This is a genomic window from Gordonia sp. NB41Y (assembly GCF_030718915.1).
GTDB lineage: Bacteria > Actinomycetota > Actinomycetes > Mycobacteriales > Mycobacteriaceae > Gordonia > Gordonia desulfuricans.
Window position 1 is genome coordinate 1,721,073 of record NZ_CP132196.1, and the last position, 23,108, is coordinate 1,744,180.

Annotated in this window: 16 protein-coding genes; 5 read left to right on the forward strand and 11 right to left on the reverse strand. The window is 67.3% G+C overall.

The annotated features are described in order from the left end of the window. Positions 1-109 precede the first annotated feature (109 nt). Together Q9K23_RS07320 and Q9K23_RS07325 are read left to right on the forward strand one after the other, a co-directional pair. Positions 110-727 (forward strand): hypothetical protein, encoded by a 618-nt coding sequence (locus tag Q9K23_RS07320; RefSeq protein WP_053778223.1) that lies wholly within the window; start codon positions 110-112, stop codon positions 725-727. Positions 728-807: 80 nt separating this feature from the next. Then, positions 808-1,182: a VOC family protein gene (locus Q9K23_RS07325; RefSeq protein ID WP_020793361.1), complete on the forward strand. Its 375-nt coding sequence runs from the start codon at positions 808-810 to the stop codon at positions 1,180-1,182. Positions 1,183-1,203: 21 nt separating this feature from the next. Here the strand turns inward: Q9K23_RS07325 and Q9K23_RS07330 are convergent, their stop codons facing one another. From Q9K23_RS07330 to Q9K23_RS07340, 3 genes are read right to left on the reverse strand one after another with little or no spacing between them, the layout of a single operon-like run. Next, entirely contained in the window at positions 1,204-2,679 is a 1,476-nt protein-coding gene (locus tag Q9K23_RS07330; RefSeq protein WP_152972856.1) for an Hsp70 family protein, read from the reverse strand. Continuing rightward, positions 2,676-4,484 (reverse strand): dynamin family protein, encoded by a 1,809-nt coding sequence (locus tag Q9K23_RS07335; RefSeq protein ID WP_305950448.1) that lies wholly within the window; start codon positions 4,482-4,484, stop codon positions 2,676-2,678. The genes Q9K23_RS07330 and Q9K23_RS07335 overlap by 4 nt, the downstream gene beginning before the upstream one ends. Beyond that, the gene (locus Q9K23_RS07340; RefSeq protein ID WP_053778225.1) at positions 4,484-5,893 is read right to left on the reverse strand and encodes a GTPase; all 1,410 of its coding nucleotides are present in this window, start codon (positions 5,891-5,893) and stop codon (positions 4,484-4,486) included. The genes Q9K23_RS07335 and Q9K23_RS07340 overlap by 1 nt, the downstream gene beginning before the upstream one ends. Before the next feature lie 95 nt (positions 5,894-5,988). Between Q9K23_RS07340 and Q9K23_RS07345 the strand changes: the two genes are divergently transcribed. From Q9K23_RS07345 to Q9K23_RS07355, 3 genes are all read left to right on the forward strand, one after another. Beyond that, on the forward strand, positions 5,989-6,321 hold the full coding sequence (locus tag Q9K23_RS07345; RefSeq protein WP_020790928.1) for a hypothetical protein: 333 nt from the start codon (positions 5,989-5,991) through the stop codon (positions 6,319-6,321). A 94-nt stretch (positions 6,322-6,415) separates the two neighbouring features. Then, a complete protein-coding gene (locus tag Q9K23_RS07350) occupies positions 6,416-6,952 on the forward strand; it encodes a sigma-70 family RNA polymerase sigma factor (RefSeq protein WP_020790927.1) in 537 nt (178 codons plus the stop codon). A 110-nt stretch (positions 6,953-7,062) separates the two neighbouring features. Continuing rightward, positions 7,063-7,413, forward strand: coding sequence for a thrombospondin type 3 repeat-containing protein (locus Q9K23_RS07355; RefSeq protein ID WP_020790926.1), 351 nt, complete (start codon positions 7,063-7,065; stop codon positions 7,411-7,413). A 1,108-nt stretch (positions 7,414-8,521) separates the two neighbouring features. On the opposite strand, the gene Q9K23_RS07360 is transcribed toward Q9K23_RS07355, so the two are convergent. The 8 genes from Q9K23_RS07360 to Q9K23_RS07395 all read right to left on the reverse strand — a co-directional run bounded on the left by Q9K23_RS07360 (position 8,522) and on the right by Q9K23_RS07395 (position 23,089). Beyond that, positions 8,522-12,481 carry a DNA-directed RNA polymerase subunit beta' gene (locus tag Q9K23_RS07360; protein ID WP_059038388.1) on the reverse strand — a complete coding sequence of 1,320 codons (3,960 nt, stop codon included), beginning with the start codon at positions 12,479-12,481 and terminating at the stop codon, positions 8,522-8,524. Positions 12,482-12,525: 44 nt separating this feature from the next. Next, the gene (locus Q9K23_RS07365) at positions 12,526-16,023 is read right to left on the reverse strand and encodes a DNA-directed RNA polymerase subunit beta (RefSeq protein WP_020791287.1); all 3,498 of its coding nucleotides are present in this window, start codon (positions 16,021-16,023) and stop codon (positions 12,526-12,528) included. Between the two features lie 309 nt (positions 16,024-16,332). Then, entirely contained in the window at positions 16,333-17,361 is a 1,029-nt protein-coding gene (locus Q9K23_RS07370; protein WP_053778226.1) for a hypothetical protein, read from the reverse strand. Further along, the gene (locus Q9K23_RS07375) at positions 17,361-17,999 is read right to left on the reverse strand and encodes a hypothetical protein (RefSeq protein ID WP_020789724.1); all 639 of its coding nucleotides are present in this window, start codon (positions 17,997-17,999) and stop codon (positions 17,361-17,363) included. The genes Q9K23_RS07370 and Q9K23_RS07375 overlap by 1 nt, the downstream gene beginning before the upstream one ends. 117 nt (positions 18,000-18,116) lie before the next feature. Next, positions 18,117-19,403 (reverse strand): MlaD family protein, encoded by a 1,287-nt coding sequence (locus tag Q9K23_RS07380; RefSeq protein ID WP_020789718.1) that lies wholly within the window; start codon positions 19,401-19,403, stop codon positions 18,117-18,119. Next, the gene (locus Q9K23_RS07385; RefSeq protein WP_053778232.1) at positions 19,400-20,659 is read right to left on the reverse strand and encodes an MCE family protein; all 1,260 of its coding nucleotides are present in this window, start codon (positions 20,657-20,659) and stop codon (positions 19,400-19,402) included. The genes Q9K23_RS07380 and Q9K23_RS07385 overlap by 4 nt, the downstream gene beginning before the upstream one ends. Before the next feature lie 10 nt (positions 20,660-20,669). Then, positions 20,670-22,016 (reverse strand): MCE family protein, encoded by a 1,347-nt coding sequence (locus Q9K23_RS07390; protein WP_305950449.1) that lies wholly within the window; start codon positions 22,014-22,016, stop codon positions 20,670-20,672. Next, on the reverse strand, positions 22,016-23,089 hold the full coding sequence (locus tag Q9K23_RS07395) for an MCE family protein (protein ID WP_053778233.1): 1,074 nt from the start codon (positions 23,087-23,089) through the stop codon (positions 22,016-22,018). Before Q9K23_RS07395 ends, Q9K23_RS07390 begins: the two co-directional genes overlap by 1 nt. Positions 23,090-23,108: the final 19 nt, after the last annotated feature.

Consider the following 23,108-nt stretch of genomic DNA (forward strand, 5'->3'; position numbering starts at 1 on the left):
CCGGCTTCGCCGGAGGACTGCCGTCCCCGACCGGTACAGGAGAGCGAGACGTGGCACCCATCGATGGCGTCGACGAGCCGGCGACGATCCCGCCTCACTCCCCGGCCAGATGATCAGCCCCCATTTCGTCTGGCTCGGTGCGGCGATCTCGCTGATCGGCAGCCTCCGCTATGCGGTGCTCACCCTGCGCGGCAAGGTCATGCCCAACCGCGTGACGTGGTTCCTGTGGGCATTCGCCCCGCTGATCGGATTCGCCGCCCAGATCGCCGACGGCGTCGGCCTCCCCGCGGTGTTCCTGCTCGCCGTCGGACTGGGACCGGCGCTGATCCTGATCGCCTCGTTCGCGGCGCGGTCCGGATTCTGGCAGATCGGACCGTTCGACCTGGTCTGCGGCGGCGCCTCGGTGATCGCGCTGATCCTGTGGCTGACCTTCGACAACCCGTTGCTTGCGGTGATCGCGGCGTCGGCCGCAGACCTGCTGGCCGGTCTGCCGACCATGCGCAAGGCGTGGACCAGCCCTGAGACCGAGCGGCCCGTCGTCTTTCTCGCCGGCATCGCCAACGGCCTGATCACGCTCCTGAGTCTGCAGCATTGGGAACCCATCGAATACATCTTCCCGATCCAGATCACCCTGATGGGCATCACCTGCGCCACCATCATCCTGGTCCGCGGACGCCGCACCCGGCCCTCCTCGTACTCGACGTCGGACCATCGACAATCCCTCTGATCGAGGACCGCGACTGTCCGCAATCGGCGTCACCCTGGATTCACGGCATCACCGCACCGCCAACCAGGGAAGGAACCATCATGGACTGGACGCTCGAGGTCGCGCTGCTCCCCGTCACCGATGTGGATCGCGCCAAGGACTTCTACACCCGGATCGGCTTCAACCCCGATCACGACCACACCGTCTCCGACGAGGTTCGCTTCGTCCAGATGACCCCGCCGGGATCGGGCTGCTCGATTGCCTTCGGCAAGGGCATCGTCGACGGCCCGGCACCCACCACCGGCGTGCACATGCTGTGCGTCTCCGACATCGACGCCGCCCGCAGGCAACTCGTCGACGCCGGCGTGGACGTCAGCGACGTCGACATCCAGTCCTGGGGGCATTTCGTGTACTTCAGCGACCCCGACGGCAACCGCTGGAACGTCCAGTATCTCCCGTATCGGTATGCGCAATAGGTGATCTCGACGGCGATCGGTTCAGCGTGCGCTGCGGCGCCCGCCGCGTGCACGCGGGCGGTCACCGGCCGTGAGCACCGCCGGTACCCGGTGCAGACCCGGCCACGTCTCGCGGGACAGACCGGGTGTGCCGATCGCGGCGAACACCACTCCCGGCCGCAGCGGTACACCCGGCCGCAGGTCGATCGCGGCGAGCACCCCGTCGACCGGGGATTCGAGGGCGAGAACGCCCTGTGCCACCCGGATCCGGGCCAACGGCTGCCCGGTGCGCACGGATTGACCTGGGGCGCAGAGCAGTTCCTCGACGACGGCACCCGCCTCGACGACCGGCGCCGTGATCCGGTGACCGATCGGAGCAGGTGCCTGGGTTCCACCCGCCTGTATTCCACGCGCCTGGGTTCCGCGCGCCGGGGTTCGGCGCACCGTCACCGGCGGGAGCAGACCGCCCTGCGCGACAACGGTTCTCGGATCATCGTGCTGCACCACCCGCCCGATCGCGGCGAGCGCCGAGGCCACCGCCGGGATCGCACTCGTCCCGCCGATCGGATACAGCACGGGCTCACCGTCCACGTCGGCGAGCGCATCGGTCACCACGCCCACGATCCGGGCGACGACGGGTGCGATCATCTCCTCGAACTCGCGTCGGGTCAGCAACAGCGACCGGTCGACGCCGGGGAGGACCACCGATGTCTGCGCCGCCTCCGACAGCGCCTCCTTGGCGGCGCGGACGGCGTCGGCGAGGGCGATCTCCTCCCCCGACGTCCGGATCAGTTCGGGCAGAGCCGGATCGAGATGTGCGGCCTCCTCGAGTACCCACTCCGTCAGTCGGCCGTCGATGTCCCGGCCGGCAACCGCGGCGCTGTGAGCGTCGGTGACGGTGAAACCCCCTGAGCCGTCGGCGTGCAGCACGCTCACATCGCAGGTGTCGGCACCGATGTCGACCACACAGACCGGCCGGCCCTCCCCCACCTCGGTTCCCCGATATGCCTGATACCAGGCAGCTGCGAGGGATTGGGGTACGAGCCTGATCTGCTCGCGCCGGATCCCGGCCCGCTCGGCCGCGGCCTGCAGCACACCCGTGCGGCGGCCGGCCCACATGTCGGGATGGGTCAGGATCACCGTGTCGAATGCCCCGGACCCGGACGCCCCCGCGGCATCCGCCGCAGCCCGCCGGACGTGGGCGAGCACCGTGGCGAGCACGTCGACGACAGGCCAGGGCCGGTCACCGAGTTCGATGTCGGCCTCGGCGATCCGTGATCGGGGCGACTCCTCCACCGCGTCCGGCCGGCGGTCCCGCTGACGCAACGCCTCCTCGCCGACCACCAGCGTCGACCCGTCGGCGAACACCGCCGTCGGCATCGTCGGTCCGGATCGGCCCAGCGGCACGGGGACCGGCGCATCACGGCCGACCCGACGGGCCGCGGCAACACCGGTGGCGCCGAGGTCGATGCACAGCACGGGCCTGCGCTCGGAGTCCATCGCCTCACTCTGCGTCATCCCACGGGGCGTCGCAACACCGTGATGATGTTCTTGCGCACCGTGTCGACGGTGCCGATCCGGGCGCGCACGTCGGCGGCGGTCTGCTTCCGTTCCTCGGCGGACTTCTTGGACTCCGCCGCGGCCTCGTTGATGATCCGTGCCGACTCGGCGAGCGACTTCTCCAGCACCGCGTCGTAGGCGATCCGCAGATCACCGGCGGCCTGCGCGTTGAGCGCCTTGAGCTGCGAGCGGACATCACCTTTCATGTCGGCGACCGCCTTGGTGAGCCACTTCCGGTGGTTCTCCTTGCCCGCGCGGGCCGCGCGGAAACCGAGGACCACCCCCGCCCACACCGGAAAGGCCACCATCCCGATCCCGGGGATCAGCGCGAGCGGACCACCGGAGGCCATCACGCTGAACAGCACCGGGTCGAGCAGGTTCTTCCACGGCGAGACCTTCTTCTCGCCACGGAGTTCCAGGTCGTCGGTGGCCTCGGCCAGGCCGTCGAGCACCGACGAACGCAGTTCGGTGTCGGCGAAGAGGTCGTCGGCGATGTCGGCGATCCCGTCGACGTAGGCCTGCCCGACCCGCCGGGCCACTGCCTCCAGATCCACCACCATCTGCCCCACCAGCTGCTGCGAGGCCCGCGGCACGGCATAGAAGTGCAGCCGGTCGATCTGTGCGGTCCACCGATCCTGGAGAACGTCGAACTCCTCGCGCAGCATGTCGTCGGCGCGCACCGACAGCGCGGCCAGATCCTGCTGCAGCCTCGTCGCCCACTCGCGTTTGTGGTCCTTCAGCGCGGTGAGGCGAGCACGTTCGGTCTCGACGTCGGCGACCACCTCCGGTGCGGCGCGCGCGGTCTTCAGGTCGACGAGCAGCCGGGCGCGTATGGTGTCGAGTCCGGTGAACGCGACCTGCAGCGCATTGCGTTCCGGTGCCGTGGAGGTGCTGCGTACCAGGGGTTTCAGCGCGGCGACGAGATCCGGGATGCCCGACGCCGCGAGTGCTCGGGCCGCACGGTCGGGGTCGGTGATCCCGGCCGCCTGCCCGGCGATCCGGGTGGACACCCCGATGATCGGTGCGTGTGCGAATCGTGGTGCGTGCCGGGCGATCAGATCACGGTTCTCGGTCACGATCGCCCGCCACTGGCGCATCACGAGGTCGGTCTTGGTGACCACGATGACCACCGCCGACAGTTCCGCGCCCAGCCGGGACAGGAAGTCCAGTTCGGGGGCGCTCAACGGTGCGGTCGCATCGCAGACCATCACCAGCACCCCCGCGCCGCGCACCGCGGCGACCGCGGACTCGGCGTGTTCGGGGATCATCGACCCGGCCCCCGGGGTGTCGACGATGATCGTGTCCGGCAACAGTGCGGAGTCGATCCCCACCCGCGCCGACACCACGGGCAGCGCCGTCTCGTCGAGTTCACCGGCACCCGGTCCGTCGACGGTCACCCAGTCGGCGAGGTCGGCGGCGTCGATCCGTGTGGTGGTGCCGGGGAACTCGATGTCGGCGGCGCCGACCGGCAGTTCGTCGGTGGCCGGGACGAACCGCACGTGCACGCTGGTGGCCAGTTCGACGTCGACCGGCGCCAGCCCCGGTTGTCCGACGAGTGCGTTGACCAGCGAGCTCTTGCCGCGGCTGACCTCGCCGACCACCACCACTCCCCCGTCCGGGGCGGGCTGGGCGCGCACGCGTTCAGCGCGGTCGGCGACCTCGATCTCACCGTGTTTGCGCAGCAGCGCGAGTGCGGACCGCAGGACGGCATCGGCGCTGTCGGCCGCCGGCTTCTTCTCGACGTCGATCTCCGGTGCCGCCATCAGGATCCCCACATTCCGCGTCGCACCAACTGATAGGTCTGTTCCAGCACCAGCATCGCCTCCCGTTCGGCCGAGGTCCGCGCCCGCCCGCGACCGGTTCGATGGGCTATCGCGCGGGTGCGGGCGGCGGTGTCGACGTCGGCGGGGCCCGCGGTGGGCGGCAGACCCAGCAGGATACGTGGATCACGCACCGCCACAGCATGTCCCAGCTCCGCAGACACCTCACTGTCCGGATGCCACCGCGACAGCGCCTCCAGCGCCGACACCTCACGCAGCCGGTGGAGTTCCGGTGCGAGCTCGGCACGTTCGAGGGCGGTGCGGATCGATGCCCCGGAACCGTTGCGCACCATCGGCTCCTGGCGGGCGAGGGTCTGCAGGTCGGCCAGCAGGGTACGGGCCTTGAGGACGTCACCGACGGCGACGAAGCGTCGTCCGATCGCCTGCCGGAGGTCGGCGATCCCCGAGACCCGTTGCAGCCACGAGCAGTACGCCTGCGCCCCGGATGCGGCCGCCGCACCGCCGGCTTCCATCGCGTAGGTCCCGACGAGCTGTTCGAGGCGGCCCAGCATCTCGACGTCGAGACCCGGCGGGGCCGGTTCGGATCCGTCGAGGACGGCGAACAGCTCCCAGTCCTCGAGGTCGCCGCGGCGGGCGATCTGCGCGGTCTCGCGTTCGGTGACGCCGCAGATCCCGGCCTCGGCCATCAGCCCCGACACCGGCACCACCGCGCCGGCGGTCGCCGGGAATCGCCGCTGGATGCGCCGGGCGATCTCGAGTGCCTTGAGCATCGGGTTGTCGGCGGCGATGAGGTCGGCCTGCGAGATCACCAGGATGGTGTTCTGCGCCGATGCCCCCGAGCGGCGCAGGATCTCCACCTCGTCAGCCTTGGGACCGCCGACGTCGTCGAGCAGGAACAGCACCACATCCGGTCGCGGCAAGCTGCCGGTTCCGGCGAAGACGCGGCGGGTCGCCGTCTCGGCGGTGTCGGTGAACCCCGACAGCCCGGGGGTGTCGATCACCTGGAAGTGGTCGCGGAGCAGCCGGGACGGGGTGTAGGCGACGGCATGGTCGATCTCCGACGACGGCCGGCCGAGGTCGCCGCGCATCTGACCCGGGAACTCGGTGACGGTCCCGTCCAGGCCCACCACCTCGACCCGCGACGGTGAGCCGGCCCGGTACAGGGTGGCGACCTTGGTGCATTCGGTGCGGTCGGTGGGGGCCACGCGATCCCCGACCAGCGCGTTGAGCAGCGTCGACTTGCCGGAACTGACCCGGCCGGTGAGGGCCACCGTGAGCGGGGCATCGAGTCCGGCGCGCAATGCCGCGACGCCGGTGTCGTCGCCGGTGATGGTGGCGACCTCGTCGAGCAGCGCATCCAGCCTGCCGCGCAGAGTCGTACGCTCGCCCACCGACCCGCCTTCCGTGTCGAGAGATCACCCGCCGGGAACTATTCCGCTCCGGCCGGACTCCAACAGAGTATGACCGCAGACGTGGGAGGGAAACGATGAGCGAAGACACCGACATCGACACCTGGATCGGCGAGCACGACCCGGTGACCGGCCTCGATGTGCCCGCCGACACGTGGGACACGGCGTTGTCGGCGGCCTTCGATCCCGACCGTGAGGCCGACGACTCGCTCACCGAGCCGGCCGGCGAACAGGCTTCCGACGACTCGGAAGTGTCTGTCGCCGAGACCGTTTCGGTCGACGATGATGACGACGACACCTCGTCGGACCTCGGCTGGCCGGCCGATGCGGACACGCTGTGGGACGAGGCCGCCGACGATCCCACCGGTGCCGCCGACGACCCCGACACCCGCGATGACCTGGACTTCTGAGTCCACCCACCCCCAGATTCCCGGGTATACAGTTTGCCGACATTTCGGGCGCGAAGCCTGGGTACCGGGTCGTCGACGTCCCTACGATGAGCGCGTGCGTCCGATCCCCGGCGACCTCACCGAGGCCGAACTCCTCGCCCGCGCCCAGACCGGCGACGAGGCCGCTTTCACCGAACTGGTCGGTGCCCATCGCGACCGGATGTGGGCGATCTGCCTGCGCACCACGGGCAATCGCACCGACGCCGAGGACGCGCTGCAGGAGGCACTCGTGGCCGCCTGGCGCGCCCTGCCCCGGTTTCGCGGCGACGCGCGACTGTCCACGTGGCTGTTCCGGATCGCCTCCAATGCCGCACTGGCACAGATCCGCAAGCGATCCGACGCCGACAACATCGACGACGTGGACTTCTCCGCGGACGTCGACGTCGCCGGCCAGATCGTCGTCGCCGACCGGATCGCCGACGCCCTCGCCCAGGTGCCCGACGCCTACCGCGCCACATTCGTGCTGCGCGTCTACGGCGACCTCTCGTATGCCGACATCGCCGAGGTCCAGGGCATCGGCCTGCAGACGGTACGCAGCCGCATCTCGCGGGCACGCACCCTCCTCGCCGACCTGCTCGCAGATCTCCGCTGAGCCAGGGGGTCGGTTCTCCAGATGACTTGGCCGACACCGGGAACATTCCCCGCCCCGCAGCCCTCCAACCAGACAGAAGCACCAACACCCCAACCCCGAAGGAAACGACAATGAGCAGCCAGCATGTGGACACCGACGGCGACGGCATCAACGACGCGATCGCCTACGACACCGACGGAGACGGAATCATCGACGTCGTCGAGGCCGATCTCGACGGTGACGGCATCACCGAGACCCTGATCAGCGACACCGACGGAGACGGCGTTGCCGACCTGGTCGAGACCGACACCGACGGCGACGGTCTCACCGATCTCGCCGAGCTCGACACCGATGGTGACGGCGAGACCGACGCCATCGCCCTGGACATCGACGGTGACGGCTTCTACGACACCGCCGTCGACGACGAGGGCAATGTGACCTCACTCGACGACGACCTCCCGTCGGCCGACACCGACCTCTGACGAGCAACACCGATCAATCATCTACTGGGCGTTGTTGGTTGAGCCGACTACGAGCAATGCGACGAACTCGTCAACCCAACCACCGCTATCCAATCTCAACGGGCAACGCCCTGTGGGTGGTTGAGCCAGGACCGAGCATCGCGAGGACCTGTGTCGAAACCTCAGACAGCCGAACCCGGTACGCAACCACCTCAGAGGCGGTCACCAACACCCTCGGCCCACCAGACTTCGACACGGGTCCTCGCCCTTCCGGCTCAGTCCCGGCTCAATCACCAACTGAGCGTGGATGGTTGAGCCAGGACCGAGCATCGCGAGGACCTGAGTCGAAACCTCAGACAGCCGAACCCGGTACGCAACCACCTCAGAGGCGGTCACCAACACCCTCGACCCACCAGACTTCGACACGGGTCCTCGCCCTTCCGGCTCGGTCCCGGCTCAATCACCAACGCCCCATGGGTGGTTGAGCCAGGACCGAGCATCGCGAGGACCTGAGTCGAAACCTCAGACAGCCGAACTCGGTACGCAACCCACCACCGAGGTGGTCACCGACACCCTCGGCCCACCGGATTTCGACACGGGTCCTCGCCCTTCCGGCTCGGTCCCGGCTCAATCATCAACTGAGCGTGGATGGTTGAGCCAGGACCGAGCATCGCGAGGACCTGAGTCGAAACCTCAGACGGCCGAACTCGCCAACGCAACCAGCGCGAACCCAGCTCACTCGGCAACTGACCGTGGATGGTTGAGCCAGGACCGAGCATCGCGAGGACCTGAGTCGAAACCTCAGACAGCCGAACCCGGTACGCAACCCACCTCCCACGTGGCCACCGACACCCTCGACCCACCAGATTTCGACACGGGTCCTCGCCCTTCCGGCTCGGTCCCGGCTCAATCACCAACTGAGCCTTGGTAGTTGAGCCAGGACCGAGCATCGCGAGGACCTGAGTCGAAACCTCAGACAGCCGAACTCGCCAACGCAACCACCGCAAGTTCAGCTCAATCATCGAACAGAGCCCGGCTTGATCATCGGAGAAGACCCCGACCACACAGAAACGCCCGCCCCCACACTCGGAAGTGTGGGGGCGGGCGTCTTGTCTTGCGCTACAACCGTTTACCGGTAGTCGCCACCGGAGAAGCCGTAGTCGTCGAGCGGCACCGCAGCACCCGACGGAGCACCGAAGGTGCCGTCCGGGCTGTAGTAGGTGTCATCGTAGGCCGGCATGGCGTACGCCGCGGCGCGCGCCTCCTCGGTCGGCTGGACCTGGATGTTGCGGTACCGGTTGATGCCGGTACCGGCCGGGATCAGCTTACCGATGATCACGTTCTCCTTGAGACCGATCAGCTTGTCGCTGCGGCTGTTGATGGCCGCATCGGTCAGGACACGCGTGGTCTCCTGGAACGACGCCGCCGACAGCCACGACTCGGTGGCCAGCGAGGCCTTGGTGATACCCATCAGGACCGGACGTCCGGCGGCGGGCTCGCCACCCTCGGACACGACCTGACGGTTCGCCGTCTCGAACTCCGACCGCTCGACCAGCGAACCGGGCAGGAACTCGGTGGAGCCGTGATCGATGATCGTCACGCGACGCAGCATCTGACGCACGATGGTCTCGATGTGCTTGTCGTGGATCGACACACCCTGGCTGCGGTAGACCTCCTGGACCTCGTTGACCAGGTGCACCTGCACCTGACGGGGGCCCATCACGCGCAGCACCTCGTGCGGGTCGGCGGCACCTTCCATGAGCTGCTGACCGACGTCGACGTGGTCACCGTCGGCGAGGAGACGCTCGGAGCCGTCGTCGTGCTTGAACACACGCAGACGCTGACGCTTCGAGATCTTGTCGTAGACAACCTCTTCCGAGCCATCATCGGGGATGATGGTGATCTTGTAGAAGCGGTCGTCGTCCTCGAGACGCACCCGGCCGGAGACCTCGGCGATCGGGGCCTTGCCCTTGGGCACACGGGCCTCGAACAGCTCCTGGACACGCGGCAGACCACCGGTGATGTCGTCACCGACGCCACCCTGGTGGAAGGTACGCATCGTCAGCTGGGTACCGGGCTCACCGATCGACTGGGCCGCGATGATACCGACGGCCTCGCCGATGTCGACGAGCTTGCCGGTGGCCATCGAACGGCCGTAGCACATCGCACACACACCGGTACCGGTGCCACAGGTGAGCACCGAGCGCACCTTGACCTCTGCGATTCCGGCACCGAGGAGGGCCTCGATCGCCGGGTCACCCAGGTCGTGGCCGCGCTCGACGACGACGTTGCCGTTCACGTCCACGGCGTTGGACGCCAGAGTACGTGCGTACGCCGAGGTCTCGACGTGCGCGTCACGGATGATCGTGCCGTCCGGCTGCTTCTCACCCAGCGGCACCAGGATGCCGCGCTCGGTGCCACAGTCGGTCTCGCGGACGATGACGTCCTGCGACACGTCCACCAGACGACGGGTCAGGTAACCCGAGTCGGCGGTACGCAGGGCGGTGTCGGCCAGACCCTTACGGGCACCGTGCGTGTTGATGAAGTACTCGAGCACGGTCAGGCCCTCACGGAACGAGGACTTGATCGGACGCGGGATGAACTCACCCTTCGGGTTGGTCACCAGACCCTTCATGCCCGACAGGTTACGAACCTGGGTCAGGTTACCCGTGGCACCCGACCGCGGGATCATGATGATCGGGTTGTCCTCGGGGTAGTAGTCCTCCATGACCTTGCCGACCTCTTCGGTGGCCTGCTTCCAGATCTCCACCAGGGCGTCACGACGCTCGTCCGGGGTCAGCGCACCACGCTGGAACTTGCGCTCCAGGCCGTCGGCCCGCTCCTCGTAACGCTCGAGGATCTCCGCCTTGGCCGGCGGCACCAGCACGTCGGCCATCGACACGGTCACACCCGAACGGGTGGCCCAGTAGAAGCCCACGTCCTTGAGCTTGTCCACGGTCTGTGCGACGACGATCATCGGGTAGCGCTCGGCGAGATCGTTGATGATCGCGGCCTGACGCTTCTTCGGCATCTGCTCGTCGACGAACGGGTACTCGGCCGGCAGCAGCTCGTTGAACATCACCCGACCCAGGGTCGTGATGGTGGTCCACGGCTGCCCGTAACGCCAGCCGTCCGGGAACTGCTCGGCCTCGACCTCGGCCGGCGGACGCTGATCCTTCAGACGCACCTTGATGCGCGACTGCACGGTCAGTGCACCGCGGTCGACGGCCATGATGGCCTCGGCCGGGCTCGAGTACACGCCCTGCTCCGCCTCGTCGGCGGTCGCGGCCCGGTACTCGCCCTTCACACCCTCCTTGAGGGTGGTCAGGTAGTACAGGCCGGTCACCATGTCCAGACGCGGCATGGCGAGCGGACGACCCGACGCCGGCGACAGGATGTTGTTGCTCGACAGCATCAGGATGCGGGCCTCGGCCTGCGCCTCCGCACTCAGCGGGAGGTGCACGGCCATCTGGTCACCGTCGAAGTCGGCGTTGAAGGCCTCACACACCAGCGGGTGCAGCTGGATGGCCTTGCCCTCCACCAGCTGCGGCTCGAAGGCCTGGATACCCAGACGGTGCAGCGTCGGTGCACGGTTCAGCAGCACCGGATGCTCGGCGATGACCTCTTCGAGGACGTCCCACACGGCGGGGCGCTGACGCTCCACCATGCGCTTGGCCGACTTGATGTTCTGGGCCTGGTTCAGGTCCACCAGACGCTTCATCACGAACGGCTTGAACAGCTCGAGGGCCATCAGCTTGGGCAGACCACACTGGTGCAGCTTGAGCTGCGGACCGACGACGATGACCGAACGGCCCGAGTAGTCGACGCGCTTGCCGAGCAGGTTCTGACGGAAACGACCCTGCTTGCCCTTGAGCAGATCGCTCAACGACTTCAGCGGGCGGTTGCCCGGCCCGGTGACCGGACGGCCACGACGACCGTTGTCGAACAGGGCGTCGACCGACTCCTGCAGCATCCGCTTCTCGTTGTTCACGATGATCTCGGGCGCACCCAGATCGATCAGTCGCTTGAGGCGGTTGTTGCGGTTGATCACGCGGCGGTACAGGTCGTTGAGGTCCGAGGTGGCGAAACGGCCACCGTCGAGCTGCACCATCGGGCGCAGCTCCGGCGGGATCACCGGAACCGCGTCGAGCACCATGCCCAGCGGGGAGTTGCCGGACTGCTGGAACGCCGCAACCACCTTGAGGCGCTTGAGCGCACGCAGCTTCTTCTGGCCCTTGCCGCTGCGGATGGTCTCGCGCAGCGACTCGGCCTCGGCCTCGATGTCGAAGCTCTCGAGGAGCTTCTTGATGGCCTCGGCACCCATGGACCCGGTGAAGTACTCGCCGTAGCGGTCCTGCAGCTGGTGGTACAGCTTCTCGTCGATGATCAGGTCACCGGGGGCGAGCTTGGTGAACTTGTCCCACAGCTCGGCCAGGCCGTCGAGCTCGCGCTGCGCAGCGTCACGCATGCGGCGCATCTCGCGCTCGGCACCGTCGCGCACCTTGCGGCGCACGTCGGCCTTGGCACCCTCGGCCTCCAGCTCGGCCAGATCCTGCTCGAGCTTCTGCTGACGCTCGTTCAGGTCGGCGTCACGCTGGTCGGCGACGGTCTTCTTCTCGACCTCGATCTCCGCCTCGAGCGTGGACAGCTCGTTGTGACGGAGCTCGTCGTCGACCGAGGTGATCACGTAGGCGGCGAAGTAGATGATCTTCTCGAGATCCTTCGGCGCCAGGTCGAGCAGGTAGCCGAGACGGCTCGGGACACCCTTGAAGTACCAGATGTGGGTGACCGGCGCGGCCAGCTCGATGTGACCCATCCGCTCACGGCGCACCTTGGCCTTGGTGACCTCGACGCCGCAGCGCTCGCAGATGATGCCCTTGAAGCGGACACGCTTGTACTTACCGCAGTAGCACTCCCAGTCGCGAGTCGGTCCGAAGATCTTCTCGCAGAACAGGCCGTCCTTCTCCGGCTTCAGGGTGCGGTAGTTGATCGTCTCGGGCTTCTTGACCTCACCGTACGACCAGTTGTGGATGTCGTCGGCCGTGGCGAGACCGATCTTCAGTTCGTCGAAGTAGTTGACGTCGAGCACTTGTTACCTTTCCAGAGCTCTGTTGTCAGTGGTGGTGAGGGCGGTCAGTTCGCGAGATCGTCGACCGTGGCCGACTCGTTGCGCGACAGGTTGATGCCGAGGTTGGCAGCGGCACGCTCCAGGTCCTCGTCGTCGGTGTCGGCCATCTCGATCGCCGCACCGTCGCTGGAGAGCACCTCCACGTTCAGGCACAACGACTGGAGCTCCTTGAGGAGCACCTTGAACGACTCGGGGATACCGGGCTCGGGGATGTTCTCGCCCTTGACGATCGCCTCGTACACCTTCACGCGGCCGACCACGTCGTCCGACTTGATGGTGAGCAGCTCCTGCAGGGTGTAGGCGGCGCCGTACGCCTGCATCGCCCAGCACTCCATCTCACCGAAGCGCTGGCCACCGAACTGGGCCTTACCGCCGAGCGGCTGCTGGGTGATCATCGAGTACGGACCGGTGGAACGCGCGTGGATCTTGTCGTCCACCAGGTGGTGCAGCTTGATGATGTACATGTAGCCGACCGACACCGGGTACGGGAACGGCTCGCCGGAACGACCGTCGAACAGCATCGCCTTGCCGTCACCGTTGACCATGACCTCGCCGTCACGGTTGGGCAGGGTGGAGCTGAGCAGACCGGTCAGCTCCTCCTCGCGCGCACCGTCGAACACCGGGGTCGCGGTGTTGGTGTCGGGGGCCGCCGAGTACATGTCCTCGGGCAGCTTCGACGCCCACTCCGGCACACCACCTGCGACGTCGACGTTCCAGCCGGCCTTGGCGATCCACCCCAGGTGGGTCTCCAGGATCTGGCCGATGTTCATACGACGCGGCACACCGTGGGTGTTCAGGATGATGTCGACCGGGGTTCCGTCCGGCAGGAACGGCATGTCCTCCTGCGGGAGGATCTTGCCGATGACACCCTTGTTGCCGTGGCGGCCGGCCAGCTTGTCGCCGTCCTGGATCTTGCGCTTCTGGGCCACGTACACGCGGACCAGCTCGTTGACACCCGGGGCCAGATCGTCGTCGTCGTCACGGCTGAACACGCGCACACCGATGACCTTGCCGGTCTCGCCGTGCGGCACCTTCAGCGAGGTGTCGCGAACCTCGCGCGCCTTCTCACCGAAGATCGCGCGGAGCAGACGCTCTTCCGGGGTCAGCTCGGTCTCGCCCTTCGGGGTGACCTTGCCGACCAGGACGTCGCCGTCGCGGACCTCGGCACCGATGCGGACGATGCCGCGCTCGTCGAGATCGGCGAGCACCTCGTCGGAGACGTTCGGGATGTCCCGGGTGATCTCCTCGGCACCGAGCTTGGTGTCGCGGGCGTCGATCTCGTGCTCCTCGATGTGGATCGAGGTGAGGACGTCCTCCTCCACGAGGCGCTGCGACAGGATGATCGCGTCCTCGTAGTTGTGGCCCTCCCACGGCATGATCGCCACGAGCAGGTTCTTGCCCAGCGCCATCTCGCCGTTCTCGGTACACGGACCGTCGGCGAGGACCTGACCGGCCTCGACACGCTGCCCTTCGTCCACGATCGGACGCTGGTTGGCGCAGGTGCCGTGGTTGGAGCGGGCGAACTTGCGCATCCGGTAGGTGTCGCGGGTGCCGTCGTCGGCCATCACGGTGATGTAGTCGGCCGAGACCTCCTCCACCACGCCGGTCTTGCCGGTCACGATGACGTCACCGGCGTCGACGGCGGCACGCAGCTCCATGCCGGTACCGACCAGCGGCGACTCGTTGCGCACCAGCGGCACGGCCTGACGCTGCATGTTGGCACCCATCAGGGCGCGGTTCGCGTCGTCGTGCTCGAGGAACGGGATCATCGCGGTCGCGACCGACACCATCTGGCGCGGCGAGACGTCGAGGTACTCCACCTGGCCGGCGCCGACGAACTCCACCTCGGAGCCCTTCTTACGGACCAGGACGCGCTCGTCGGTGATGTGACCGTCCAGACCGTAGGCGGTGTTCGCCTGACCGATGAGGTAGCGGTCCTCCTCGTCGGCGGTCATGTACTCGATGGTGTCGGAGACGACACCGTCGACGACCTTGCGGTACGGGGTCTCGATGAAGCCGAACGGGTTGACCCGCGCGTACACCGACAGCGAACCGATCAGACCGATGTTGGGACCCTCAGGGGTCTCGATCGGACACATCCGGCCGTAGTGCGACGGGTGCACGTCACGGACCTCGAGGCCGGCACGCTCACGCGACAGACCACCCGGGCCCAGCGCCGACAGTCGACGCTTGTGGGTCAGACCCGACAGCGGGTTGTTCTGGTCCATGAACTGCGACAGCTGGGAGGTTCCGAAGAACTCCTTGATCGCGGCGACGACCGGGCGGATGTTGATCAGGGTCTGCGGGGTGATCGCCTCGACGTCCTGGGTGGTCATGCGCTCACGCACGACACGCTCCATACGCGACAGGCCCACGCGGATCTGGTTCTGGATCAGCTCGCCGACGGTACGCAGACGACGGTTGCCGAAGTGGTCGATGTCGTCGACCTCGATCGGCACCTCGAGGCTGCCCGGGCCTGCCACGGTGGAGAACCCGACGGTGTGCGGGTCGGCATCGTGCAGACGGACCAGGTACTCGACGGTGGCCGCGATGTCCTCACGGGTCAGCGTCGACTCACCGGTCATCGGGTTGGCGGTCAGACCGAGCTTCTTGTTGACCTTGTAGCGGCCCACGCGGGCCAGGTCGTAGCGCTTGTCCTTGAAGAACAGGTTCTCCAGGAGGTTCTCCGCCGACTCCTTGGTCGGCGGCTCGCCCGGACGCAGCTTGCGGTAGACCTCGAGCAGCGCCTCGTCCTGGTTGGCGGTGTTGTCCTTCTCCAGGGTGGACATCATGATCTCGGAGAACCCGAAACGCTCGGTGATCTCCTCGTTGGTCCAGCCGAGGGCCTTCAGCAGCACGGTGACCGGCTGACGGCGCTTGCGGTCGATGCGGACACCGACGGTGTCGCGCTTGTCGACGTCGAACTCCAGCCATGCGCCACGGCTCGGGATGACCTTGACGGTGTGCAGGGTCTTCTCGGTGGACTTGTCGATGTTGGCATCGAAGTACACGCCGGGGCTGCGGACGAGCTGGCTCACCACGACACGCTCGGTGCCGTTGATGATGAAGCTGCCCTTGTCGGTCATGATCGGGAAGTCGCCCATGAAGACGGTCTGCGACTTGATCTCACCGGTGTTGTTGTTGATGAACTCCGCGGTGACGAAGAGCGGCGCCGCGTAGGTCATGTCCTTGTCCTTGCACTCCTCGACGGAGGCCTTGACCTCGTCGAAGTGCGGCTCGGAGAAGGAGAGCGACATCGAGCCGGAGAAGTCCTCGATGGGCGACAGCTCGTGCAGGATGTCCTCGAGCCCGCCGACGGGATTGTCGTCACCACGGGCGATCGCCTTCGCGCGCCACTCGGGAGACCCGACAAGCCATTCGAACGAATCGAGCTGGAGGTCGAGGAGGCCCGGTACCTCCAGGGGTTCGCTGATCTTCGCGAACGAGGCGCGGTGCGGTGCGCCCGGGATGGTGGTTGAGGTGGACTGGCGATCGACTGCCAAGGTGCGTCCTTCCAACACGATGTGTCTGCCTAGCTTCGGTAAGCGTGGCCGGGTGGGCCGTTCGCTGGTGACAACCTGAACGGCGATACCCACAGCTCACAGGAAGTGGCCGGAAGGAAGATCGTTAGGTGGACAGGAGGCAGCCAGCGCAACGTCCAACTATAGCAGGAAACAGACGCACTTTGTCAAGCGGCGCCTCGCAGAATGATTCGCGCTGGTGGCTGCCTGCGCTGAATCGCTGGTGACAGATTGGCCCTCGGAAGCCCCCACGTCAAGCGCTACGCGCCGATTTGTGGAAAGAAACCCATGTCAGACCGCTTCCACCTGCGAGATGAGCCACTGATCGCCCTGCTTGACCATGTGCAGCTGGGTGCGCGGCGTGCCGCTGTTGGTGGCCTGACCGTTGACGCTCTCGCTCACCACCAGGTTCGCCAGCACCACCGCCGTCGCGCCGTCACCGTTGCCGGTGAGGTCGCGGACACCGATCACGTCGACCCGACATTCGGCGACGGCCTTGGTCTGGTCGAGCAACTGCTTCTGGGTCGGCAGGTAGTCGTTGAACTCCTTGAGTGCCTGCCCGGTCAGCACCGCGCGGGCCTTGCCGGCCCACTGGTCGACCTTGGTGCCGTCGGCGGCGATCGCCGTGCACACCTTGGTCTGCGCCTGCGCGGTGAGGTCGGTGGTGGCGGTCTGGTCGATGAACGCCTTGTTCTCCCCGATCGTCACCCCGGGATGGAATCCGAGGATCACCGCCACGACGGCGAGCACCGCGGCCACACCGGCCAGGATCGCGATCAGACGGGTCGAGAACAGGCCCGAACCGCTCGTCCGGCCCGGCCGGGGAGCCCTGGCCGGACGTGTCGATCGTGACGACGACGCCGCGGGCCTGGCCTGGGGCTTGATCGTCGACACCCGCGCGACCGTGCGCGTCTTGCCGGTCGGGGCCGGCCGCCCGGCGGTCGCCTCGTCGGACCCGACGTCATCAGCGTCGGCATCACCGGCATCAGCATCGTCGGCATCAGCATCGTCGGCATCACCAGATCCGTTGTCCGGCTTGGTGAGTGAGATCGTCGAGGACTCCGCGTCCCCGGTGCTGTCGGGGTCTCCGCTGTCGGGGTCTCCGCTGTCGGCGGGCGGCTCGATCACCTCGGTGATCTCGGCCGGCGTCTCCGCCACATCGGTCGTGGACTCGACGGCGGCCTCCGGGACGGCCTTCGCCTGGACGGCCTTCGCCGGGACCGTCTTCTCTGCGGCAGTCGTGTCCGCGGCATCGGTCGGACGGCGCGTGCCGGCCACCTTCGGCCGGTAGCCGGGCCGACGCGGTTGCTTGTTCGCCATCAGTTACCCCCTGCCGGGGCCTCGCTGGACGGGGTGCTCCCGTTCTGGGCACTTTCGGTCGGCTGCACGGCGATGCCATCGAGCGGGGTCACCTTGACCGCCTTCCACGTTCCGTCGATCTTGCTCATCCCGACCAGGAAACCCATCGTGTTGGGGGTCTCGGCGGCCTGGCCCGGGGTCTTCCCCGTCACTGCGAGATAGACCAGCACCTGGGCGCTGTTCTCGTCGGCGTTCACCTCGGTGGGTGCCGACCGCACGATCCGCGACGACGTCGAGCCCACCTGGTCACCGGCCTGCTTCAGGGTCGGTTCCAGGCTGCCCACGATCTGCTGGCGGACCTGGGTCAGGGCGTCTCCGGCAAAGCTGCTCTCCAGCCGCTTGTCGAAGCCCGCCATGTCCTTGGGGTCGATGGTGGTGACGTTCAGCATCGCCTGCTCGGCGGCGCCGGTCGCCTCGTCACGGGCCGACTGCGTCGGGCCCTGTGAGGTGTACACGTCGTATGCCCGGTACCCGAAGATCGCCACGCATACCGCTGCGGCGAGGACGGCCACGATGGCCACCACCCCGCCGATGGTGCGTATCGACGCACTCCGGTCCGTCTGCTTTCCTGCGGTACTGCTGTCCTGCTTGTTCGCCACGCCGTCCTAACTCACTTCACCGGGCCGAATGCCCGTCTCGTGACCGCGACGCGGCGGGTCACCCCCGCCGCCGTCGCGCGCCACGGTACCGATCAGACCTGAGAGCTCTTCATCCGCTCAGCCGCCCAGCCCGTCACCGAATCCACCCGGCTGCTTCGCCTTGACGCCCATCAGGAACGCCAGCTGCGTGGCCAGCGGATTCAGGTTCAGACGGTCCGGATCCTTCTTGGGGGTCTTGTCCCACGGCTGCGCGGTGTCCGGGTTGGCGTACTCGACGCGGTTGGCGCTGCGCACGCCGGTCGGGTTGCCGAAGGGCACCGTGCACGACGCGTTCGTGTTGAACGGGAAGTCGTCGTAGCGGATGTCGAAGGTCGGGTCCTTCTTCTTGATCTCGTCGATCATCTTCTGGGTGCTCTCGTATCCGCGCGTACATGCCGCCGGGTTGTTGGTCTCGAGCACCACACCGAAGTGGATCTGGCCGTCGCCGGGCGCCGGGGAATGGCTGCCCGCCGACAATGCCGACAGCATCGCGAACGTCATCGACGTCGTGTACGTGGCCGGCTCGATGGTGCGGGCCACCTCTGCGAGGTCGCCGACGACCTTGCCGAGGTCGCCGCCGTTCTTCTGGATCAGTGCCGACAGCTGCGTCGCCGACGCAGTGCCGGTGGTCAGCAGACGTCGCAGATCCGGATCCGCGGTGGCCAGCGTCGCCGACACCAGGTCCAGGTTGTGCGCCCAGTTCAGGATCTCGTCGGACTGCTCGGCCTGCGTACCCAGCACCACCTGCGAGTTCTGCAGCAGCGAGATGGTGTCGCCGATGTTGTCCGCGCCGGCCGCGGCCAGCTTGTCCAGCGAGTCGACGAGCCGGGTCAGGTTGTCGGCCTGCCCGTTGAACGCCTTGCCGAGTTCGGTGATCACGGTGTGCAGGTCGTCCACCGGGATCGATCCGGTGAAGTCGATCGCCGAGCTCACCACGTCCTCCAGGGGCGGCGGCAGCGAGACGTTCTCGGCCGGGATGACCGACCCCTTCTCCAGATACGGTCCCGACGCCGACGCCGACATCGGCTGCAGGTCGACGTACTGCTCACCGATCGCCGACCGTTCGGCCACCACGGCCTTGACCGCCGCGGGGATCTTCGGACCGCCCGAATCCATGTCGAGGGTCACGTCGACCCCCTTCTGGGTGAGCGTCAACGGTCCGACACGACCGGCCGGGATGCCCATGTAGGTGACCTCGGCGTTGGTGAAGATGCCGCCCGAGGCCGTCATCTCGACGGTCACCTTGTAGGTGCCGACACCGGCCAGCTTGTCCAGGCGCGCGTACTTGGCGCCCACGTACACCAGGGCGACGATGCCGACCACGGCGAACACGATCAGCTGGATCTTCGCGATGCGGGAGATCATGCGGGCACTCCGATCGTCGCCAGCGTGCCGTCCAGGATGCCCTGCCCCTGCTTGGGGGTCGGGGCGAACGACGCCGGGTAGGTGCCGCCGGACGGCGGGGTGTTGGGGCCCGGACGCGAGTCGGGACCCGGCGGGACCAGGGTGATCGTCGGCCAGCCGTACCGCGGGCCGTTGCCGTTGTAGTACGGGTTCTTCGGGTTCACCGGGACGTTGTGCCGCTTGGGCGGCGAGTACACCGGATTGCCCTGGCCCACGCCGAGCGCCTCGAGCTGGTTGAGGGTCCGCAGATCCAGCGTCATGAACAGGTTGGTGGAGTCACCCTGCACACCCGGCAGCAGCCAGTCCGGGAACGGATGGGTCAGCATCAGCGGGGCCGCGGTGATCAGATCCGGTGCGGCCTTGGCCAGTTCGGTCAGGACCGGGCGCAGCGCCTTGAGATCGGTGACGATCTCCTCGTGGGCACGGCCGAGCACATCGGTGCCCACCTCGCCCAGCTTGTCCAGCTTGGTCAGCAGGTCGACGAACTGCGGGCGCTGTTCCTCGAGCACCGCCACACCGGCCGGCATCTGCTGCAGGATGCGTTCGATCTGCTCGGTCTGGTTGTTGGCCCGGGTCGACAGCTTCGCGAGTCCGTCGATCGCCGAGATCAGGTCGTCACGCTGCCGGTTCAGGCTGGCGATCAGGCTGTCGGCGTTCTCGATCAGACCGCGGAACTCGTTGGTCCGGCCCTCGAACGCCTTGTTCAGCTCGCTGACGATCGGCTGCAACTGGTTGATGCCGCCGCCGTTGAGGAGCATCGCGAGCGCACCGAGCACCTGCTCGATGTCGGTTGCGGTGCGGGTGCGGTCCAGCGGGATCGCCTGGTCCGGGTTCTGCCGCGGTGCACCCTCGGTGTCCTTCGGCTCGTCGAGCGAGACGAACTTCTCACCCAGCAGCGAGGTCTGCTGGATCGAGGCACGCGCCTCGTCGGAGAGGTTCACCTCGTTCTTCACCTTGACGGTGACCAGCGCGTACCACTCGTTGTCGGGGACCTCGACCTTGGTGACGCGGCCGATCGCGATGCCGTTCTGCTTGACCGCCGACTGCGGGACCAGATCCAGGATGTTCGCGAACTGGATCCGGTAGGTGCGCGGGTTGTCGCCGACGTCGACGCCGCCGGGCAGCGGGATCGACTGGATGCCGTTGGTGCTGCATCCGGCCACCATGAGCACGGTCAGCAATCCCACCAGCAGCGCCGGAATCCGGGGAAAACGCATGCGGCGCATATCAGTTTCCCCCTGTTCCGGTGGTCGGCGCCGACGCCGGCCGACTGGTCGACGGCCGTGCCGGTGTGGACGACCGCGGTGTGCTCGTCGGACCCGGGCTGAGATTCGGGTTCGGCGTCCCCGGGACGGTGCCCGGCACCGGGTAGCGCTGCAGCTTGTTGTTGCTCATGATGCCGAAGGGCAGCACCGGCAGCAGCGGTTCGAGCACCCCGTTGGTGATCTGCCTGCCCAGCGTCGTGCACTGGTTGATCAGCGGCGCGAGCGTGTCGGAGAACTGCACGGCGGCCGGGTTGCCCGGCAGCAGCTGACCGAGGTCGAGCAGCTTGCACTGCGCGCCGATCAGGTCCTGCAGATCCGGGATCGTCAGTCGCATCGCAAGGGTGCCGGACTCGGCGTCGTAGGCGTTGATCAGGTTGTTGATCGTCAGCGGCAGCACCGTCAGCACCTCCTTCAGCGACGTCTTGGTGTTGAGCAGCGCCTGGGTGGTCGGGGTGAGGTCCTTGAGGGTCTCCCCGATCTGTTCCCGGTTGTCCTGGATGAACCCGGCGACGTCGCCGAGCGCGATGGACAGCCGGTTGAGGGCGGTGCCCAGCTGGTCCCGTTCCCCCGCCAGGAAGGAGTTGAAATCGGCCATCTGGGTGTTGAACTGACGCACCTGGGCGTCGTTCTCCCGCAGCGCCCCGACGAAGACGTTGAGGTTCTTGATCGTGTCGACCAGGTTCCCGCGGCCGTCGGACAGGGTGGTGCTGGCCTTGGACAGCTGCTCGATGGCCTGCCCGAGCCTGGCACCGTTGTCCTGCAGGTTGTCGGCGCCGGTGCGGACCAGATCGCTGACCGCACCGTTCTTGTTGGCGCCGTTGGGGCCGAGGGCCTCCGACAACTTCTGCACGCTGCTGTAGACCTCGTCGATCTCCACCGGGACCATCGTCTGGTCCACCGACAACGTGATGTTGTCGGAGGCCTTGGGGCCACCGGAGTATGCCGGGGTCAGCTGGACGTAGCGGTCGGCGACCACCGACGGGATGACCTGCACCGCACGCACATCGGCAGGCAGGTCGACGCCGCGGTCGACGGTCATGGTGACCTTGACGGTGTCGCCGGAGGGCTCCACCTTGTCCACCTTGCCGACGGCGACGCCGAGTACGCGGACGTCCGAACCCTCGTAGATGCCCACCGTTCGTTTGAACGTCGCGGTCACCTTGGTGGTGCCGATCGAGGAGAACACCCACCACAGGGCGCCCGCCACGATCAGCGCGAGGATCAGTCCGAGCACGATGAACACGATGTGCCGCGGGGTGAACCACCGGCCGGGGCCGGAGGTGTTGGTCAGATCTGGAGCAGTGGTCATCATCCGGCCTCTGTTCCGCCGTTGTTCTGCAGGACTGTCTTGTTGGGCAGTCGGGTGGTGTTCTGCTGCGGCAGACCCGGCGGCAGGAGGTTGGTCACCACCGACTCGAACCAGCGACCGTTGCCGAGCACGTTGGCATAGAGCCGGTAGAACGGCGCCATGTTGGTGATCGAGGCCTGCAGGTTCTCGTTCTGTTCCTTGAGCAGCGTGTTGACGCCCTTGAGCGAGGTCAGCGCGGGCCCGATCTGGGCCTGGTTGTCCTTGACGATCCCCGACAGCGCATTCGACAGCGTGGTGGTGCTGGTCAGCAGCGCGGAGATGCTCTTCTGGCGGTTGTTCAGCTCGTCGAGCAGCTGTCCGGCACCGGCGATGAGCTTGACGAACTCCTCGTTGCGGTCGGCCAGGATCTTCGAGGTGTGCTTGGTGGCCTCGAGGAGCTTCTGCACCTCCTGGTCACGGCTGGCGATGGTGTTGGACAACCGCGAGATGCCCTCGAGTGCCGGCCCCATGTCCCCCGACGTCCCGGAGAAGGCCTCGCTGAGCGTGCGCATCGAGGTGGCCAGCTGGGTGGTGTCGAGTTCCTGGATCTGATCGGTGGCATCGGAGAACGCCTCGATCACGTCGTACGGCGAGACTGTGTCGGTCAGCGGCACGTCCGGGTCGGCGGCCTCGTCGCCCCGCGGGACGAGTGCGAGGTACTTCTGCCCGAGCACCGTCTTGATCTGGATGGACGCCTGGGTCTGGTTGCCGATCCAGGTGTTGGACACCCGGAAGTCGACGTTGACGCGGTCCCCGTCGAGCGAGACGGCGTTGACCTCGCCGACCTTCACACCGGCCACGCGCACCTCGTTACCCGCCTTGAGTCCGGCGGCCTCGGTGAACTTGGCGGTATAGGTGGCGGCCTGCCCGATCAGGGGCAGCGAGTTCAGGTAGAACGCGGAGGTGGCCACCATCAGCATGATCAGGATGCCGATCCCGCCGATGCTGACCGGACTGCGGCGCCCGGCGAAACGCCGGTGCGGGTGTGCCGCGGCGGGTGCGGGTGCGGGTGCGGCGCTGGACGCCTCGCTCATGTTCTCCCCTGCGTCGTCG

Excerpts from the sequence above, each read along its gene's own strand:
- Q9K23_RS07320 (WP_053778223.1), top strand. The coding sequence starts at position 110 with ATGATCAGCCCCCATTTCGTCTGGCTCGGTGCGGCGATCTCGCTGATC.
- Q9K23_RS07370 (WP_053778226.1), bottom strand. The coding sequence starts at position 17,361 with ATGGCGAACAAGCAACCGCGTCGGCCCGGCTACCGGCCGAAGGTGGCC.
- Q9K23_RS07345 (WP_020790928.1), top strand. The coding sequence starts at position 5,989 with ATGAGCGAAGACACCGACATCGACACCTGGATCGGCGAGCACGACCCG.
- Q9K23_RS07380 (WP_020789718.1), bottom strand. The coding sequence starts at position 19,403 with ATGATCTCCCGCATCGCGAAGATCCAGCTGATCGTGTTCGCCGTGGTC.
- Q9K23_RS07325 (WP_020793361.1), top strand. The coding sequence starts at position 808 with ATGGACTGGACGCTCGAGGTCGCGCTGCTCCCCGTCACCGATGTGGAT.
- Q9K23_RS07385 (WP_053778232.1), bottom strand. The coding sequence starts at position 20,659 with ATGCGTTTTCCCCGGATTCCGGCGCTGCTGGTGGGATTGCTGACCGTG.
- Q9K23_RS07390 (WP_305950449.1), bottom strand. The coding sequence starts at position 22,016 with ATGACCACTGCTCCAGATCTGACCAACACCTCCGGCCCCGGCCGGTGG.
- Q9K23_RS07395 (WP_053778233.1), bottom strand. The coding sequence starts at position 23,089 with ATGAGCGAGGCGTCCAGCGCCGCACCCGCACCCGCACCCGCCGCGGCA.
- Q9K23_RS07330 (WP_152972856.1), bottom strand. The coding sequence starts at position 2,679 with ATGACGCAGAGTGAGGCGATGGACTCCGAGCGCAGGCCCGTGCTGTGC.
- Q9K23_RS07335 (WP_305950448.1), bottom strand. The coding sequence starts at position 4,484 with ATGGCGGCACCGGAGATCGACGTCGAGAAGAAGCCGGCGGCCGACAGC.
- Q9K23_RS07355 (WP_020790926.1), top strand. The coding sequence starts at position 7,063 with ATGAGCAGCCAGCATGTGGACACCGACGGCGACGGCATCAACGACGCG.